The sequence below is a fragment of the Micromonospora sp. LOL_015 genome, assembly GCF_048060275.1.
GTDB lineage: Bacteria > Actinomycetota > Actinomycetes > Mycobacteriales > Micromonosporaceae > Micromonospora_E.
In genome coordinates, this window is the sequence record NZ_JBHMIO010000012.1 from 60,178 (window position 1) to 75,971 (window position 15,794).

20 protein-coding genes and 1 pseudogene are annotated in these 15,794 nt (G+C 69.2%); 8 read left to right on the plus strand and 13 right to left on the minus strand.

Going from position 1 to position 15,794, the window contains the following annotated elements; translation table 11 throughout:
- Positions 1–5: 5 nt before the first annotated feature.
- Positions 6–1,553, minus strand: a complete 1,548-nt coding sequence (locus ACFHWU_RS12955; RefSeq protein ID WP_416553996.1) for a peptide deformylase — start codon at positions 1,551–1,553, stop codon at positions 6–8.
- 333 nt (positions 1,554–1,886) lie between these two features.
- Here ACFHWU_RS12955 and ACFHWU_RS12960 point away from each other — a divergent pair, with 333 nt between their 5' ends.
- Positions 1,887–2,678, plus strand: coding sequence for a hypothetical protein (locus tag ACFHWU_RS12960; RefSeq protein ID WP_416553994.1), 792 nt, complete (start codon positions 1,887–1,889; stop codon positions 2,676–2,678).
- A 46-nt stretch (positions 2,679–2,724) separates the two neighbouring features.
- Here ACFHWU_RS12960 and ACFHWU_RS12965 read toward each other — a convergent pair whose 3' ends face one another.
- From ACFHWU_RS12965 to ACFHWU_RS12975, 3 genes are all read right to left on the minus strand, one after another.
- Complete coding sequence (locus tag ACFHWU_RS12965) at positions 2,725–3,267, minus strand: YbhB/YbcL family Raf kinase inhibitor-like protein (RefSeq protein ID WP_416553992.1); 543 nt, start codon at positions 3,265–3,267, stop codon at positions 2,725–2,727.
- Between the two features lie 66 nt (positions 3,268–3,333).
- Positions 3,334–5,556 (minus strand): MMPL family transporter, encoded by a 2,223-nt coding sequence (locus tag ACFHWU_RS12970; protein WP_416590658.1) that lies wholly within the window; start codon positions 5,554–5,556, stop codon positions 3,334–3,336.
- A 43-nt stretch (positions 5,557–5,599) separates the two neighbouring features.
- Complete coding sequence (locus ACFHWU_RS12975) at positions 5,600–6,184, minus strand: TetR/AcrR family transcriptional regulator (RefSeq protein ID WP_416553988.1); 585 nt, start codon at positions 6,182–6,184, stop codon at positions 5,600–5,602.
- A 257-nt stretch (positions 6,185–6,441) separates the two neighbouring features.
- On the opposite strand from ACFHWU_RS12975, the gene ACFHWU_RS12980 reads away from it, so the two are divergent.
- Positions 6,442–7,242, plus strand: coding sequence for a hypothetical protein (locus ACFHWU_RS12980; protein WP_416590659.1), 801 nt, complete (start codon positions 6,442–6,444; stop codon positions 7,240–7,242).
- A gap of 29 nt (positions 7,243–7,271) precedes the next feature.
- Here the strand turns inward: ACFHWU_RS12980 and ACFHWU_RS12985 are convergent, their stop codons facing one another.
- From ACFHWU_RS12985 to ACFHWU_RS12995, 3 genes are all read right to left on the minus strand, one after another.
- The gene (locus ACFHWU_RS12985; protein WP_416590660.1) at positions 7,272–7,532 is read right to left on the minus strand and encodes a hypothetical protein; all 261 of its coding nucleotides are present in this window, start codon (positions 7,530–7,532) and stop codon (positions 7,272–7,274) included.
- A 164-nt stretch (positions 7,533–7,696) separates the two neighbouring features.
- Positions 7,697–7,936: a hypothetical protein gene (locus tag ACFHWU_RS12990; protein WP_416553982.1), complete on the minus strand. Its 240-nt coding sequence runs from the start codon at positions 7,934–7,936 to the stop codon at positions 7,697–7,699.
- 5 nt (positions 7,937–7,941) lie between these two features.
- Positions 7,942–8,181 carry a hypothetical protein gene (locus ACFHWU_RS12995; RefSeq protein WP_282232799.1) on the minus strand — a complete coding sequence of 80 codons (240 nt, stop codon included), beginning with the start codon at positions 8,179–8,181 and terminating at the stop codon, positions 7,942–7,944.
- A gap of 155 nt (positions 8,182–8,336) precedes the next feature.
- Here ACFHWU_RS12995 and ACFHWU_RS13000 point away from each other — a divergent pair, with 155 nt between their 5' ends.
- On the plus strand, positions 8,337–8,531 hold the full coding sequence (locus ACFHWU_RS13000; RefSeq protein WP_123604313.1) for a helix-turn-helix transcriptional regulator: 195 nt from the start codon (positions 8,337–8,339) through the stop codon (positions 8,529–8,531).
- A 192-nt stretch (positions 8,532–8,723) separates the two neighbouring features.
- Positions 8,724–9,059, plus strand: a complete 336-nt coding sequence (cutA, locus tag ACFHWU_RS13005) for a divalent-cation tolerance protein CutA (protein WP_416553980.1) — start codon at positions 8,724–8,726, stop codon at positions 9,057–9,059.
- A 27-nt stretch (positions 9,060–9,086) separates the two neighbouring features.
- On the opposite strand, the gene ACFHWU_RS13010 is transcribed toward cutA, so the two are convergent.
- Positions 9,087–10,280, minus strand: a complete 1,194-nt coding sequence (locus tag ACFHWU_RS13010; RefSeq protein ID WP_416590661.1) for a helix-turn-helix domain-containing protein — start codon at positions 10,278–10,280, stop codon at positions 9,087–9,089.
- Between the two features lie 80 nt (positions 10,281–10,360).
- Here ACFHWU_RS13010 and ACFHWU_RS13015 point away from each other — a divergent pair, with 80 nt between their 5' ends.
- The gene (locus ACFHWU_RS13015) at positions 10,361–10,498 is read left to right on the plus strand and encodes a hypothetical protein (RefSeq protein ID WP_416590662.1); all 138 of its coding nucleotides are present in this window, start codon (positions 10,361–10,363) and stop codon (positions 10,496–10,498) included.
- Positions 10,499–10,506: 8 nt separating this feature from the next.
- Here the strand turns inward: ACFHWU_RS13015 and ACFHWU_RS13020 are convergent, their stop codons facing one another.
- Complete coding sequence (locus ACFHWU_RS13020) at positions 10,507–10,839, minus strand: hypothetical protein (protein ID WP_416590663.1); 333 nt, start codon at positions 10,837–10,839, stop codon at positions 10,507–10,509.
- Between the two features lie 20 nt (positions 10,840–10,859).
- On the minus strand, positions 10,860–11,756 hold the full coding sequence (locus ACFHWU_RS13025; protein WP_416590664.1) for a helix-turn-helix transcriptional regulator: 897 nt from the start codon (positions 11,754–11,756) through the stop codon (positions 10,860–10,862).
- Between the two features lie 254 nt (positions 11,757–12,010).
- On the opposite strand from ACFHWU_RS13025, the pseudogene ACFHWU_RS13030 reads away from it, so the two are divergent.
- The 3 genes and pseudogenes from ACFHWU_RS13030 to ACFHWU_RS13040 form a co-directional block, all read left to right on the plus strand.
- A pseudogene (locus ACFHWU_RS13030) lies at positions 12,011–12,160 on the plus strand (hypothetical protein); the annotation flags it as partial.
- Positions 12,161–12,267: 107 nt separating this feature from the next.
- Entirely contained in the window at positions 12,268–12,471 is a 204-nt protein-coding gene (locus tag ACFHWU_RS13035; protein ID WP_416590665.1) for a VOC family protein, read from the plus strand.
- Between the two features lie 98 nt (positions 12,472–12,569).
- The gene (locus tag ACFHWU_RS13040) at positions 12,570–12,911 is read left to right on the plus strand and encodes a hypothetical protein (RefSeq protein WP_416553968.1); all 342 of its coding nucleotides are present in this window, start codon (positions 12,570–12,572) and stop codon (positions 12,909–12,911) included.
- Between the two features lie 24 nt (positions 12,912–12,935).
- Here the strand turns inward: ACFHWU_RS13040 and dmpG are convergent, their stop codons facing one another.
- Genes dmpG through ACFHWU_RS13055 form a run of 3 tightly spaced genes read right to left on the minus strand, consistent with a single transcriptional unit; the run spans position 12,936 to position 15,728 of the window.
- Positions 12,936–13,946, minus strand: coding sequence for a 4-hydroxy-2-oxovalerate aldolase (gene dmpG, locus ACFHWU_RS13045; protein ID WP_416553966.1), 1,011 nt, complete (start codon positions 13,944–13,946; stop codon positions 12,936–12,938).
- Positions 13,943–14,917: an acetaldehyde dehydrogenase (acetylating) gene (locus ACFHWU_RS13050; protein ID WP_416553964.1), complete on the minus strand. Its 975-nt coding sequence runs from the start codon at positions 14,915–14,917 to the stop codon at positions 13,943–13,945. Before ACFHWU_RS13050 ends, dmpG begins: the two co-directional genes overlap by 4 nt.
- Positions 14,910–15,728: a 2-keto-4-pentenoate hydratase gene (locus ACFHWU_RS13055; protein WP_416590666.1), complete on the minus strand. Its 819-nt coding sequence runs from the start codon at positions 15,726–15,728 to the stop codon at positions 14,910–14,912. Before ACFHWU_RS13055 ends, ACFHWU_RS13050 begins: the two co-directional genes overlap by 8 nt.
- Between the last annotated feature and the right edge of the window lie 66 nt (positions 15,729–15,794).

The window sequence follows — 15,794 nt, forward strand, 5'->3', positions numbered from 1 at the left end:
CCCGGTCAGTACACCCAGGGCCGGCCGCTGTCCCGGTACTCCTCGACCGGCACCAGGCTGGTCCCCGGTGCCATCCGGTCGACGTACAGCCGGCCCTCCAGGTGGTCGATCTCGTGCGCGACCAGCCGGGCCATCGCCCGTTCGAAGGACGTGATCACCCGGCCGCCGTCGAACCGGGAGTGTTCGACGTCGACCCGCAGCGGACGCGGCACCAGCCCACGCACGTCGAAGTAGGACAGGCAACCCTCGTACTGGTCGTCGGTCTCCACCGAGGTGTCGACGACCCGCGGGTTGAGCAGCGCCAGCGGCTCGGCTCCCGGTTCCGGCGCCCGGACCAGGGCAGCGGCCCAGGGCAGCCCGATCTGCGGTGCGGCCAGACCCACCCCCTTACCGAACGGGTGCAGCTCGTCGAGCCGGGCCAGCATGGCCCGCAGCCGGGCGACGGTGTCCAACGCCACCGCCTCGTCGGCCGGCAGCTCGAACGGCTGCACCTGCTGCCGGAGCATCTCCGCGCCCCGCTGCACGATCCCGATGGCCCGCATCCGTTCGCTGGCCCGCGGTTCCGGCCGGGTCCCGGTCCCGGCCGGTGACCCGGCCTGCCCGCCGCTGTGGGGCGGTGGCCCGGACCGGAACCGCCACTCCAGCCGGTACCGGGCGTTGAGCAGCGGCGCGTCGGTCGACCACTCCAGCACCGACCGGCCGTTCACCCGATGCCGGCGCACCGGCGTACGCAGCGGGGCGTCCTCCGCCGACAGGGACGTCTCAACCCCCCACACCTGGGGGTCGAACGCTTCCGGCAGATCCAGCCGTACGGTGAGCTGCCGGGTGGGCAGCCGGACGGCGCGTTGAAACCACTGCCCCCACTTCTCCTGACCGACCCGGTAGGTGTACTCGATGCTGGTGCGCTGCCCCGGGTACAGCGGGAACCGGCCGTCGGAGTTTTCGAACAGCAGCCAGACCTCTTTGAACGCGTCGCGGTCGTGCTTCTTGCGCCACTGCATCGGCTCCTGGTGCCCGGGGGTTCCGCAGAAGGCGTGCAGGTCCAGCTCGACGAAGGTGAGCGGGTGTTCCCGGTGGTGCCGGTTGGACCGGTCCGGGTCGTCGGGGTACCGGTCGACGGCGACCCGGACCAGGTAGCGGGTGACCGGGTCGGTGCCGGCGTTGTAGAGGGCCCGCCGGATCGTGCAGTGGTAGTAGCCGTCCCGGTAGGCGAGGGTGGCCACCTCCTGCTCGACGATCAGGCCGGTGCCGGGCGGCATCCACTGTTCGGGCACCGGTGGGTCGCGCGGCGGGGCGCTGGTACGGCTGTGCCGCAGTTCGTCGTACTCCTGGTAGCGCTGCCAGATCGCGCCGCCGGCGCCGAGCACCGCTTCGGCCCGACGGGCGAAGTCCTCGGTGGGGCGGTGCCGGCGTCCTTCGACGTGGCTGATGTACGACGGGTCGAAGCCCATCCGGGCGGCCAACTGCTTCTTGGTCATCGCCCGGTCCAGACGCCACTGGGCGAGCTCGGCCGCGAAGGTGTCCGCGGCGCGGTCGATGGGCGAGCTGGTCATCGCAAGGCGTCCCCTCAGGCCGGATCCACAGTCTGCTTTCCGACTCGTACCCCCGGTCGAATTTGGCGCGTTGCCGACAGAGCACTTGACATCACAGTTCGGAGCACTCTGTGAAATTTTCCCATCACTCACCGGCACGGAGTGTCACCACCCCGACTGGAAGTTTCGCCGATACTCTGGTTAGCCTAGCCTTAGCAAGCTAGGGTGAACCGTCGGCGGCTGTCGGAAGGATCGAAAGGTGAGAACGTTGAGGCGAGGGACGTGCGACCCGGTTGACCACGGGAGCGCCACCTCCTTCTCGGTTGCCACCACCCCGATCGATGGTTGCTCATCGTGACCGCCGTCATAGACCCCCGGGCCCGCGCCGCCGCTCCGCTGGCCCCGATCACCGCCACGCTACGCACCGCGTTCGGCACCGACGACCTGCCCGGCCTGCACGCCGGTCTGCTCGTCGACGACCAGACTGGCTGGCTGCCCGCCACCGAGCTGATCCACGGCGACCAGCTGCCCCGGATGCTCGACTCGGCCGCCCGGCGCTGGCAGGCGAAGCGGCACGCCGCCGCCGCCCTCGCCTGGAAGGCATACAGCTACTGGGTGGCGCTGCCGGTCGCGCTCGGCTGGGCGTCGGCCCGCCGGGTGCCGCTGATGCGCGCCGACGACGTACTGCTGCGGATGGACGACGACGGCCCGCTGGTCGACGTCGGCCTGCGCACCGGAATTCCGGTGGCGGTGCTGCCGCACGACCCGATCGCGGCGGCCGGGCTGCCCGAGGTGCTGGTCGTGGCCGACGAGGCCGAGCTGCTCCGGGTCCTGCGGATCTCCCTGCTTGACCAGCACATGAGCCCGCTGCTGGACGAGATCCACAGCCGGGTGAAACTCGGCCCGCGTACGCTGCTCGGCTCCCTGTCCTCCGGCATCGCCTACGCGGTGCTGCAGGCGGCCGACGCGCTGCCCGGCTCGTCCGCCGCCACAATCGGCACACTGCTCGACGCGCTCGACATCGGCGACCTGATCGACCTGGTGCCGGGCGAGGACGGGGCCGTCACCGTGCAGCGACGGACCTGCTGCCTGGCGTTCACCCTGCCCGACCCGAAGATCTGCCCCGGCTGCTGCATCCGCCCGTGACCCCGCGCCGCGCGGCCGGTGGGCACCGGCCGCGCAGGGGTAACGGTCAGCCCGGCTGCTGGTAGGTGGCCGTCAGCCTCGCCCGGGCGAGGGTGTGGAAGGCCAGGTTGAAGCCGACGTATGCCGGGGTGGCCGTCGGGCCGAGGTCGAGCCCTTCGACGTCGAGGGCGTGCACCGCGAAGATGTACCGGTGCGGCCGGTCACCGGCCGGCGGTGCGGCACCGTCGTACCCGGCGTTGCCGAAGTCGTTGCGTACGCCGAACGCGCCCGGCGCCGCCTTCGCCGGGTCACCGCCGGCGCCCTGCGCCAGCTCGGTCACCGACGCCGGCAGGTTGACCAGCAGCCAGTGCCAGAACCCGCACCCGGTCGGCGCGTCCGGGTCGAAGCAGGTCACCACGAACCCCTTGGTCGACGCCGGAAAGCCCGACCAGGACAGCTGCGGGGACAGGTTCGCCCCGCCGGCTCCTGTGAAGACGTGGGCCGTCGGCAGCGGCCCGCCCTCGGAGAGATCCGTGCTGGTCAACGCGAACGAGTTGACCGGCGGAAGCAGGTCGTACGGATCAGGTGCGATCGGTCGGTCCAGGTTCATGCCAGGCATCCTGCCGCACCCGGCACCGGTACGCAGCACAGCGCACCGATGCCGGGTGTCATCGGGTCAGGACCGGTCGGCTCCGCTGCCGACCAAATCGGCGTCGCGTCGCGCGGCCAGCCGGGCCCGCAGCTGCTCGCCTTCGATGTCCACGTTCGGCATGATCCGGCTGAGGAAGCCCGGCAGCCACCAGGCGGCCGGGCCGAGCAGTGACATCACCGCCGGCACGATCGTCATCCGCACCACGAACGCGTCGATCAGTACGCCGATCGCCAGTGCGAAGCCCATCGACTTGATCACCGGGTCGTCGAGCAGCACGAACCCGCCGAAGACCGAGATCATGATCAGCGCGGCGGCGGTGACCACCCGGGCGCCGTGTCCCATCCCGTTGATCGTGGCCTGCACGGCGGTGTCACCGTGCACGAAGTCCTCCCGCATCCGGGAGACCAGGAACACCTCGTAGTCCATGGCCAGGCCGAACAGGATGCCGATCAGCAGGATCGGCAGGAAGCTGACCAACGGGCCGGTGGTGTCCAGATCGACCAGCCCGGACAGCCAGCCCCACTGGAACACCGCCACGGTGATACCGAACGTCGCGCCGACGGTCAGCAGGAACCCGACGGCGGCCTTCACCGGCACCAGGATCGAACGGAACACCAGCATCAGCAGCAGGATCGACAGCCCGACGACCAGCAGCAGGTAGACCGGCATCGCCTCGGCGAGCTTGTCGGACACGTCGATGCCGACGGCGGTGGCTCCGGTCAGGGCCACTGCGGCCGAGCCGTCGTCGTCCGGCGCCAGCCCGAGTACGGCGATCTCGTCGCGGATCCGCTCGACGAGCTCCTCGGTCTCGGCCTCGGTCGGGCCGGTCGCCGGGATGACCGCCAGAATCGCCGTCTGCCCGTCCTGGCTGGGCTGCGGCGGCGCGACCATCAGTACGCCGTCGAGGCCCTGCACCGCACCGGTGATCTGACCGGCGGCGGCGGTGGCGGCCTCCGTCGAGTCACCGGAGACAACCATGATCAGCCGGCCGTTGAAGCCGGGCCCGAACCCTGCGGTGGTCAGGTCGTACGCGGTCCGTTCGCTGCTGCCGACCGGCGCGGTGCTGGCGTCCGGAAGCGCGATCCGCATGTCGGCGGCGGGGATCGCCAGGGTGCCGAGGCCGGCCACGCCGAGCACGATCACCGGGATCCGCAGCTTCACCATCAGCCGGGCCCAGCGGAACCCGAAGGACTCCTGGATCTCGTGGGTGGTCGGCGCCTCGGCCGCGTCGACGGCCCGCTTGCGGCGCGGCAGCACCCGGCGGCCGGCGTAGCCGAGCAGCGCCGGCTGCAGGGTGATCGCGACCAGGACGGCGACGCTGACCGTGGCGGCGGCGGCCAGACCCATCACGGTCAGGAACGGGATGCCGACGACGGCGAGCCCGGCGAGGGCGATGACCACGGTGGCGCCGGCGAACACGACCGCCGAGCCGGCGGTGGCGACGGCGCGGGCGGCCGCCTCCTCCGGTTCCAGCCCTTCGAGCAGGTGCTGCCGGTGCCGGGAGGTGATGAACAGCGAGTAGTCGATGCCGACCGCGAGACCGAGCATCAGCGCCAGCACCGGGGCGGTCGAGGTGAGGTCGACGATGCTGCTCAACGCGAACAGGCCGGCCATGCCGGCGCCGACACCGATCAGCGCGTTCAGCATCGTCATTCCGGCGGCGACCAGCGAACCGAAGGTGATGATCAGGACCACCAGGGCGATCGCCACGCCGATCGCCTCCTGCGAGCCGACGTGCGGTTCGGTGTTCATCACCTCACCGCCGTGGGCCACCTGGAAGCCGGCGTCGCGGGCCGGTTCACCGACCGACTCGTACGCTTCGCGCTGCTCAGCGGTGACCTCGTCGGTGGGGGCGGCGAACTGCACGTTGATCAGCGCGTACCGACCGTCCGGAGAGACCGACCCGGTCTGGAACGGGTCGAGCGCGGCCACCACCCCGGGCAGTTCGTTCGCCTGCCCGACGACCGCGAGTACCGCCGCCTGGCCCTCGGCGGTGGTGAGCTGCTCCCCTTCGGGCGCGGCGATCACGATCGCACCGCCGGCTCCGCTGGCCTGGGGGAACTGCTCCTGCAGCAGGTCCAACGCCTCCTGGGACTCGGTGCCGGGGATGCTGAAGTTACTGACGGTCGGCCCACGGAAGGCGAGCGCGGCCGAGCCGAGCGCCACCAGGGCGATCAGCCAGATCGCGACGACCAGGTGTCGCTTGCGAAAGGCGGTCCGGCCGAGCCGGTATAGCAGGGTGGCCATGCGGCATCCTCTGTCGTGTCGGGCGTTACGGAACTTCGGGTCTTCAGCTGGCGCCGGGCCTCGGATGGTCAAGGGTCCGGTCGATCACCTGGCTCAGCAGCGGGCGGAGCCGGTCGGCGTCGAGGTCGAGGTGTTTGGAGCTGGCGGCGGCGACCCCGGCCAGCACCACCAGGGCGGCGAACCGGTCCTCCAGGCGTCCGGATCGACCGGTGAGGGCGTCGAGCAGCCGGTCGATCATCTGTTCCAGGTCGCAGAAGGCGGGTTGGTGCAGCATCTGCGGGATCTCGGCGTAGAGCACCGCGATCTGCCGCTGGTAGCGCAGGCAGAGTTCGATGAAGCCGTCGATCGCCGTACGGCGGGCGGTCTCGTCGTCGAGTCCGGCCAGTTGCTGGTCGAGTTGGGCAAGGCTGGCGACCGCCGGGTTCATCAGGGCGGCGAGGATCGCGTCCTTGCTGTCGAAGTGGTAGAGCAGGGACGCCTTGGCGCAGCCCACCTCGGCGGCGATGTCCTGAAGGGAGGCACCCCGGAAGCCGACCTCCGCGAAGCGCTGGGCGGCCACGTCGAGGATCTGTTCGCGTAGTTCGGGCCGGCCTGCGCCGCCCCGGCCGGCCTGCGTCACCTTGCTCACCTCCGTTCCTAAGGTCACCTGTCGCAACCAAGGATGCCGGAGCCAACCCGGGAATCCTGACCGATCGGTCAGAAGGTGAAGCAGCTCACACAAACGGCCCGCTCAACCTCGATCTCGACCAGCAGATCGCACCCGAAGCGGGTGGAAGCCTGACGAGAACCTGATGAGAGTTGTTAAGAGTCCGACCCGAAGATGGAAGCGGCGCAGATCAATGATTTGTCGCGGTCTTGCTGTGTGTTGCTTGATAGCCTGAAGTCGTGTCGGCCACCGTGGATCCACCGCCGCCGCGTACCGATTCGTCCATGCCCCGGCAAAAGATCAACTGGGTCGACCGACTCATTCAGGCGGCGGCCGTCGCCGGATCGATCGCCGGTGTCGCGTCCTTTTTTACTGAGCACCCCACTGCGGGGCTGCGGCTCATCGCGGGCAGCCTGCTCGTCGGCGGGGTCGCGCTCGCTTTCAGATGGCGTACGGCCGGCGGCCCTCGCTTTGGTTTCACCAGCGCGCTGGTGCTGGCGCTGATCGGGGCGGGCATCTTCGGTTGGTCGGCGCGGCCGGACGCGGCACCGGAGGCCGGCGCGCCGGCACCGAGCTCGACCAGGACCACTGCGTCGAGTTCGTCGGGTTCGTCGCCAACCACTGCCGGACCGGATCCCGCGACCGGCGGCACATCGGTGACGGTGCACCGGGCAAAAACCATCGTCCCCCTCTCCGCGACATCGGAGATCGACCTCGACTCACTCGCCCCGGACTGGGACGTCACGGGCTACGACGAGACGGGCCGGGCCGATCTGCGGTTCAGCATCAGCGGCCTCGACGCGATCAACAACGCCGAGCTACGGGAGGCCGCCGGGGACGGCCCGGAGCTCTGCCAGCAGGCGACGGCGCAATACCGGCTGACGTTGGACGAGGACCTGCCCGATACCAGGTACACCTGCGCGATCACCAACGAGGACCGTTTCGCCTCGGTGCGGTTCAACCGCGAAGACGTCCGGATGGGATACACCGTCTTCAGTTGGATCAACCTGACGATCACGGTCTACAACCGCGCCGCCTGACCACCGCCCGACCCGGCGGCCGGGCGAGGTTACGACCCGTCGGGCCGGGGCAGACGATAGAGTCCGTCACGTTGCACGAATATCTCCCGCCGCTCGGCGGCATCGCCGGACTTGTCAAGCACGTAACCCGTGACCCAGAGCCAGCCCTCGTACGTCGGCTTGGGGTCCACCGAGATGACCCGAAACCGCAGCCTGCGCTCACCAGCGAACTGCACACTGGCCTCACCGCCGACCACCAGCACGTCACCCGGCCTCGGCTCGGGCGCACGGAGCAGCCGACTACCCGCCACGCCGATCCGCCAACGGATATGTCCTACGCCCGCAGTCCGGACACCATCGCGACTTCACCTTGAACGACCACAGCCCGGCGCAGAAGCCCAGCAACGCCGCACTGAACAGCGCCCCGATGTCCCACATCGTTCCGTCCCTTTCGAGAGATGACGATTCCAAGCGGTCACGCGTCGTCGAGTGACACGGGCTCGCCGCCGTTGGCCTGCCACCGGGCAAGGATCTCGGCGACGATCCGGCGGGCACCGGCCTCACCGTGCTCGGCCTTCAAGTCCTCGAAGCTCCACCGCAGCGTGAGAGCCACCTCGGCCGCTTCGTCGGTTTCGCACTCTCGGGTGGAGTAGGCGTCGTCGGCATCGGCATCGGCATCGGCCTTCGGACCCAACTCGCTCGCACCGTCGTCCACCAGGATCACAACCCTGCCGGTACGCGGTAGCCGACCATCTGGCCGTAGGTCATCAGCGGACGCAGCGTCGGAGTGAGCATCGTCGGCTCGGACGACCAGCGGTGCCCACGGTTGCCCGCCAACCGCCGCTGCCTGGCCGCCGCACGCTCCTGGTCGAGCCGGGCCAGGCGCTTCGACGCCGCCGACCGCCCGTCCCGCCACTCCCGCCACCGCACCACCAGTTCACGAATCATCTCGACGATCACTGCTCTCTCCTTCTCAAGATCGTTTTGGTGTTACCCAACCGATCAAGCTCACGGCGCTACACCGCTGATGTCTCGCCCGGACAGCTTCCATGACCGTCCACAGGCAACCTTGCAACTGTCAAGGTTCACGGGGTGCCGGTGCATACGTTCGACTCGTGAGAGTCGTCGCGCTATCCGACGTCGCCGAGATGCTCGGCGGTGTATCGCGCACCCGCGCCACCGAGATCACCAACCGGGCGAGCTTCCCGGCACCAGTCGCGCTCGTCGCCTCCGGCCGGATGCGGATCTGGGACCGCGACGAGGTCGCCGAATGGATCCGCACCCACCGCCCGACCCAACAAGAAGACTGATGCCTCATTCACCTTCGTGCTCCCTCGTACAGTGGCGTCCGTTTACCAAAAACCCGCAACAGGACCGGAGTCCGCAAGGACAAACCGATACTCACGGCCGCTGGCGCAAGACGCGATAGCGGGGACGTCCGCCGAATACCATCTGCTGTCCGCAGACACCGGATCGGCTAGAGTGGGAGTTAACCTCAGACCATGAGCGACTATCTACAGGTGTCAACCGCAGTCGAGACACGTGATGCCGCAGTAGCCCTCGCCCGATCGGCGGTACGTGCTCGCCTGGCTGGGAACGCCCAGGTGGTTGGCCCCGTGATCAGCGTCTTCTGGCATCTCGGCGACCAGGGCGAGGGTGAAGAGTGGCAGGTGCTACTCAACACGACGGCCGCCCGGTACGAAGCCTTGGAGCGCCACCTACTCGCGCACCATCCCTGGCAGAACCCGCAGATCACCGCCACGGCAATCGTGGCAGGGTCGGCAGCATGTCTGGAGTGGCTTCGATCGTCGACGGACGAAGCCGCACCAGGCAGTTGACATTGAAGCTGCCCTGGCCGGGCGACGCTACCGGCTCATCTCCGCCGCTTGGCCATGTAGGTCGACGACACATGGGAGAGCCGCGTAAGGCTCCAGCCTCGACATGAATGAGTCGATTCGCTCAGCTGGGCGGATCGACCCGACTCCCGCCGCCAGCCGCATTGCCTTGCCCGCCACGGAGCACGCCTGTTCCACCTCGTTGGCGTCGAGGTAGGCGTCAGCGAGCCAGGTCAGATAGAGCGCCTTGTCACGGGCATGCGTGTCGCTGTACAGCGCCAGGACGTGCTCCAGCACCGATATCGCGCGCATCGGCCGGTGCAGCACCGACCAGCAGCGGCCAGTCATGATGTCGACCTCGACGTCGTCCACCCAGTAGACCCAATCTGGTTCAACTCGGGCACCGGCGGCGCTCAGCCACCGTGCGCCTGTATCGAGTTGCCGTTCCGCTTCTGCTGCCTGTCCTTGAAGGGCATGAGTCCAGGCCCGGCGGCAGTGCAGGAGAGTCAGGACCCGAGGGGTTGCGCCATCTTTCGCTGTCTCGCACGCCGCGATAGCTAGATTCAAGCCGGACCGGCCGAGCGCGATCGCCTGGTAGGCAAGAAACGCTTGCGCGTTGCCGGCAAGCGCCGGGCTGTCCGCCTCCTGCGCAGCGGTCAGACTCGCCTGATACAGCCGCTCCGCGTCGCCGTGACGGCCCGCGTCGAAGGCGGCCCAGCCGGCCAACTGCGCCTGCTCGGCGAGCACCGCCAACAACCGTCGATGGATGTCCTCGGCGTAACGTCCGTCCCGGATGAGCCGATCTGTCGAATCAAGCTCGGCAGCGTACATCTGGTACGTGTCCGCGCCGCCAAGGAAGTCGTCCAGACGACGCAACCGCGCGGTACGCTCCACCAATTGATTCGGAAGATCTGCACCGATCTGGCAGCCGTGATCCAGATAGGTATGCGGAAGCGCGGCAGCGAGACCAGCTCCAGCTACGAACTGGCGGCGGCTGAGAGCCCTTTGAGTGTCAGCTAGTGCTGACAATTCACCGCCGGCTCGGAGCGCAGAATCGAGCCGCTGGGCAGCCTGCGCCGTTGGTCGCTTGGAGCCGCTTTCCAGCTCATGGAGATAGGACTTGCTGTAAAAGGTCGCCCTGGCAAGCTGACGCAGCGACATACCGCGCTCAGTCCGCAGCTGACCCAGTCGACGGGAGAAGCTCGAACCTTCTGACTCTGCCATCTCGACCATCCCTGATCGCCGGAAGATCAGCTCCGCGTCAGCGAGACTTCGACGCTCACCGCTGACAACCGTACCGCAGAATGATGATCATCTTGTCACTGCCTGATGTGACCGACGCGCTCGCTGCCACAGCGGCGCAGGATCGAGTGATCGCCTACCGCATCGCGTCCGAGGCGACCGCGTCGATCATGCACCGATGCGGACAGGCGCCCCTGTGAAAGGACGCTCAGGACTCCGCACCCAGCAGGTCAGCCAGCGTGGCCAGCTCCTGGCTTACCGATCGACGGTGGCGGGCCAGGACCGTGGTGACGATGTCCCGGGCGTACCGCTGATGCCGCAACCAGGTCGGCGACCCCGCTCGGAGCCCGGACAGAATGCGCGTCGCTTCGACCAGGTCGCCGCGCTCAGAGTTGGCCCAGGCACGGTCGAGCTGGTGACGATTCCGGTTGTCCGACGTGGCCCGGCCGCGCCCCGGAGGTACGCGTTCCGCCAACGCGAGCGCCGTGACCGGGTCGCCCGCCACGACCGACATCTCCACCCGCTTCATCTGCACGGTCACCGGACAGAAGGCACCCGTGGTCACCGGCATGCGAAGAGCCACGTCTGCTGGTAGCTGCTCGCCGATCCGGACCGCTGCCGCACCGGCGGCGTCAGCATTTCTCTGGCGTCGTCGGCGCGACCGTCGCGGATCGCCGCGGCCGACCCGCGCAGCATGAGCCAGCCCCAGACCGCGAGCCGGGTCGGGTCAGTACGTGAAAAGCGTGGCTCGATCGCGTCCGCCGTGGCGAGGGCCAACCGCTCGGCCTCGTCGAACCGCCCCTGCCGGAGCAACAGCCAGCACATCGTGGTGACGACTGACGCGGCGACCAGTTCGTCTCCGGACTCGTCCGCGACATCGAGCGCGAGACTCAGCGCATGATAGGCAAGATCGAAACGCCGGAGCTGGATCAACGCCGTCCCGGCGATCTGGTACGCCTGAGCGAGCTGCCCCGCACCTGTGGTCCGCTGATCGCCGCCACTCGCGTCGACAAGGGTGCGGGCTGTACTGATCAGCACCGGCAACCGGGCGAGCGCGATGGCGTAATCGTCGCCATGGTAGATCCGGTCGATATCGGCAATTGACGTCTGCAGTTCCCGCACCGTCGGCAAATCTGTCGAGACACCACCGACGGTCGTCCCGCTCAAGCCACGGGCCGGAGTCAGCACCCGCCGTAGCAGGCCAACCGCGGTCTCGTCGTCATCGGCTCCGGCACCGGCCGCCGGGCTGGCGACAGGAGGCCCGACCAGTACGGACGTCGGCACGGCAAGCGCGGCGGCGACCGCTCGCAAGGTCGACATCCGCGGTGATCCCGGCTTGTTCTGCTCCAGCTTCTGGATCGTCTCGCCCGCAAGCCCGGCCGCCTCCGCCAACTGCTCCTGAGTGAGTCCCCTGAGTCGACGTAGCCGCCCTACGTTGTCGCCCACCGTCGAACTCATCGCGCCGCCTCCCGAAACCCGCCCCGGCCGTACGGAATCCGGCACGCCGCATCGACCGCCGCCGCCAACCGTACCGCCGAGACCATCTTGTCGCTGCTGGCCATCGATCGGGCGGAACGGACAACAGGTAGACGGAGGTGGCGTACCAGCGACCCTGCACCACCGAGATCACCCGTAGGCCAAGCGTCCTGGCAACGGCGACCGACGCCGAATTCCGGTGGCGGGCCGGCGCTGGGGTCGGCAGGATCGGGGGAATGACCACCGAACCAGACCGGCAGGCGGTCGGCTCACTGCGGGCCGTGGCGATCGACGCGCCGGGCATCGACCGCCTGGCCACCTTCTACGAACAGCTCGCCGGCTGGCGACGCCGCCCCACCGGCGACGATGACGACGACTGGATCACCCTTGTCACCGACGACGGCTGGCGGATCGAGCTGCAACAGGCGGTCGACCCCTACCGCCGGACTGGCCCGGCCAGGACCGACCGCAGCAGGCCCACCTCGACATCCAGGTGTCGGACATCGACGCGGCGGCGGACCGCGCCCAGCAACTCGGTGCCAGCCTGTTGCAACGCAACGAACGGTGGCACACCCTCGACACCGCCGAACGGGCCGCCCTCGCCATCGGCGCCACCCGCCTCGACGGCGCCGGCCCCGACTGGCGCGTCTACGCCGACCCCGCCGGCCACCCGTTCTGTCTCGTCTGGGCGGCCTGACCAGGCGAAATGATCACGACAAGCTGGCGTACCGCTGTCACCATCGGGCCGTGGTTCGGCATCGCCGACGCCAACACCCTTCGATCAGCGAGGAAGCCATGGCCGACATGTCCGGCGACCACAGCGACGCTGCCGGTCCGCGTACCGACGAGGTAGGTCAGCCCCGGCGTGGCCGGCAGCCGGTCACCCTGCCGGCTTGGATCCGTGACCCGGAGCCGGTCCGGGTCACCTGGCGGCGCCGGGTGATGCTGGCCGCGTTGCGCCTGCCCGGCGGACCGAGGGTCCGCCGGGCCTGGTGGCGCTGGCAGCGGCGGCAACGGCTGCACCGCCGGTTTCCGATCCTGACCGCGTTGATCGCGGTGCCGCTGGCCTTCGTCGCGATCATGGCGCTGGTGTCGCTGGTCTACTGGCTGTGGGCGCGGATCTGGGTGATCCCGTAGGCCAACCGGCCGGTCTGCGCCGACTCACCGGCCGGCTGCCAGGTCCAGGGCGATATCGACGATCATGTCCTCCTGGCCACCGACCAGGCCGCGCCGGCCCACCTCGACCAGGATCTCGCGGGTGTCGACCCCGTGGGCGGCCGCGGCCCGCTCGGCGTGCCGGAGGAAGCTTGAGTACACGCCCGCGTAGCCGAGGCTGAGGGTTTCCCGGTCGACGCGGACCGGCCGGTCCTGCAGTGGCCGGACCAGGTCGTCGGCGGCGTCCATCAGAGCGAACAGGTCGCAGCCGGAGGCCCACCCGGTGAGTTCGGCCACCGCCACGAACGCCTCGATCGGACAGTTGCCGGCGCCGGCACCCTGACCGGCCAACGACGCGTCCACCCGTATGGCGCCCTCCTCCACCGCGACGACAGAGTTCGCCACACCGAGACCGAGGTTGTGATGGGCGTGGATGCCGATGCCGGTACGCGGGTCGAGCACGTCCCGGTACGCCCGGATCCGGTCCCGCACTCCGGTCATCGTGAGCCGACCGCCCGAGTCGGTGACATAGACGCAGTGTGCGCCGTACGACTCCATCAGCCGAGCCTGCGCCGCGAGTTCGGCGGGCTCCGCCAGGTGCGACATCATCAGGAACCCGGCCACATCCATGCCGAGTTCCCGGGCGGCCTCGATGTGCTGTGCGGCGATGTCGGCCTCGGTGCAGTGGGTGGCGATTCGGACGGAGGCGACCCCAAGCTCCCGTGCCCGGCGCAGATCGTCGACGGTGCCGATGCCGGGCAGCAGCAGGGTGGTGAGCCGGGCCCGCCGGACCACCTCCGCGACCTCGGCTATCCACTCCAGGTCGGAGTGTGCGCCGGGGCCGTAGGTGAGGCTGCCACCGGCGAGACCGTCGCCGTGTGACACCTCGATCGCGTCCACCCCGGCCGCGTCCAGCGCGGCCGCGATGGTCCGGACCTGCGCCAGGGTGTACTGGTGGCGGATCGCATGCATGCCGTCCCGTAGCGTTACATCCTGGACGTAGAGCCGATCAGTCACGCCGCTCCTCCCGTCCGAACCAGACACTCACCGACCCGTAGCGCGGCCGACGTCATGATGTCGAGATTGCCGGCGTACGCGGGCAGGTAGTGCGCGGCACCCTCGACCTCCAGAAACACGGAGATCTGCCAGGCCAGGTTCCTCGCCGATGGCGCCAGTTGGGCGCGCGGGTCGCCAGCCCTGATCCGATCGAACTGGACCCGCTGTTTGAGCCGGTAGCCGGGTACGTAGGTAGCCACCCGAGCAACCATTTCGGCAACCGCAGCCTCCACTACCTGCGGGTCGCAGTCGTCGACCAGGCAAAGCACCGTGTCCCGCATCAGCAGCGGTGGCTCGGCTGGATTCAGGACGATGATCGCCTTGCCGCGGTCCGCGCCACCGACCCGCTCGATCGCCCGGGCCGTGGTCTCGGTGAACTCGTCGATGTTCGCCCGGGTGCCGGGACCGGCCGACCGGGAGGCGATCGAGGCGACGATCTCGGCATAACGCACCGGGGCGACACTTCCGACCGCGGCGACGACCGGGATCGTCGCCTGGCCGCCGCAGGTGACCATGTTCAGGTTCGGTGCCGCCAGGTTGGCGTCCAGGTTGACCGAGGGCACGACGTACGGACCGATCGCGGCGGGCGTGAGGTCGACCATGCGTACTCCGGTGTGCCGCAGCGCGGCAGCGTTGTCGCGGTGTGCCCGGGCCGAGGTGGCGTCAAAGACGACCTCGATCTCGTCGAAGTCGTCCCGGGCCAGCAGCCCTCGCACCCCGTCCGAAGTGGCCGGGACTCCGAGCCGGCGGGCCCGGGCCAGCCCGTCGGAGTCGGGATCGATGCCGACCAGGACACCCATTCGCAGCACGGCCGACTGCCGCAGTATCTTGATCATCAGGTCGGTGCCGATGTTGCCCGAACCGATCACCGCCGCCTTCGCGGCTGGCCGGCCGTCGGACCTGCCGGCGGTGGACGTGAGCGCCTCAGCCATGGGTGTGGACCTCCTCGGCGGACCCGATCGAGACAGCCACCGAACCGACTGCGGAAATGGTGGCGGCGACCTCGTCGCCGGCGGTGACCGGGACCATCGGACCGAGCGCCCCACTGAGGACGATTTCTCCGGCCTGGAGCGGTTCGCCGTAGGTCAGGGCCGCGTTCGCCAACCACCGCAGGGCGTTGAGCGGATCGTCCAGACAGTCCGCGCCGGACCCGCTGGCGACCTGCGTTCCGTTGCGATGCATGGTCATCGTCACCGCCGACAGATCCAAGTCGGAGATGTCGACCCGATCCGGACCGAGCACGAACAGCCCGGCCGATGCGTTGTCGGCGACGGTGTCCGTGATCGAGATGTCCCAGCCGGCGATCCGGCTGTCGCATATCTCCAGCGCGGCGACCGCGTACTCGACAGCGTCCCGGACCTGCTCGACGTCGGCCGTCGTGGCGTCGAGGTCACGGCCGAGCACGAAGGCCACCTCGGCCTCGATCCGGGGCTGCAGCAGCCGGCCCGGATCGACCCGACCAGCGGACGGGACCAGGGCGTCGTCGAGGAGCGTGCCGAGATCCGGCTGATGTACTCCGAGTTGCCGTCGCACTGCCGACGAGGTCAGTCCGACCTTGCGCCCGATCCGGTGGCGACCGAGCTCGCAGGCGTGCCAGGTGTTCGCCGCCTGCACCGCGTAGGCGGCATCGACATCGTCCGATCCGAGCAGGTCACGGACGGGCTGACAGGGAAGGCGTTCGTATGCCGCACGACGCAACCGGGCTGCGGCCCGGTCGCGAAGGTGGGGTGGGTGCTGCGACACGACAGGACTCCTCGCGGATGTGGGAGGCCGGCGCCGAGGCCGGACGACAGGTCCGATGGTGGTCAT

Bases quoted from the DNA above. Each gene is read 5' to 3' on its own strand.
- ACFHWU_RS12955 (WP_416553996.1), bottom strand. From the start codon at position 1,553: ATGACCAGCTCGCCCATCGACCGCGCCGCGGACACCTTCGCGGCCGAG.
- ACFHWU_RS12965 (WP_416553992.1), bottom strand. From the start codon at position 3,267: ATGAACCTGGACCGACCGATCGCACCTGATCCGTACGACCTGCTTCCG.
- ACFHWU_RS12970 (WP_416590658.1), bottom strand. From the start codon at position 5,556: ATGGCCACCCTGCTATACCGGCTCGGCCGGACCGCCTTTCGCAAGCGA.
- cutA (WP_416553980.1), top strand. From the start codon at position 8,724: ATGAGCGACTATCTACAGGTGTCAACCGCAGTCGAGACACGTGATGCC.
- ACFHWU_RS13010 (WP_416590661.1), bottom strand. From the start codon at position 10,280: ATGGCAGAGTCAGAAGGTTCGAGCTTCTCCCGTCGACTGGGTCAGCTG.
- ACFHWU_RS13015 (WP_416590662.1), top strand. From the start codon at position 10,361: ATGATGATCATCTTGTCACTGCCTGATGTGACCGACGCGCTCGCTGCC.
- ACFHWU_RS13025 (WP_416590664.1), bottom strand. From the start codon at position 11,756: ATGAGTTCGACGGTGGGCGACAACGTAGGGCGGCTACGTCGACTCAGG.
- ACFHWU_RS13040 (WP_416553968.1), top strand. From the start codon at position 12,570: ATGGCCGACATGTCCGGCGACCACAGCGACGCTGCCGGTCCGCGTACC.
- ACFHWU_RS13050 (WP_416553964.1), bottom strand. From the start codon at position 14,917: ATGGCTGAGGCGCTCACGTCCACCGCCGGCAGGTCCGACGGCCGGCCA.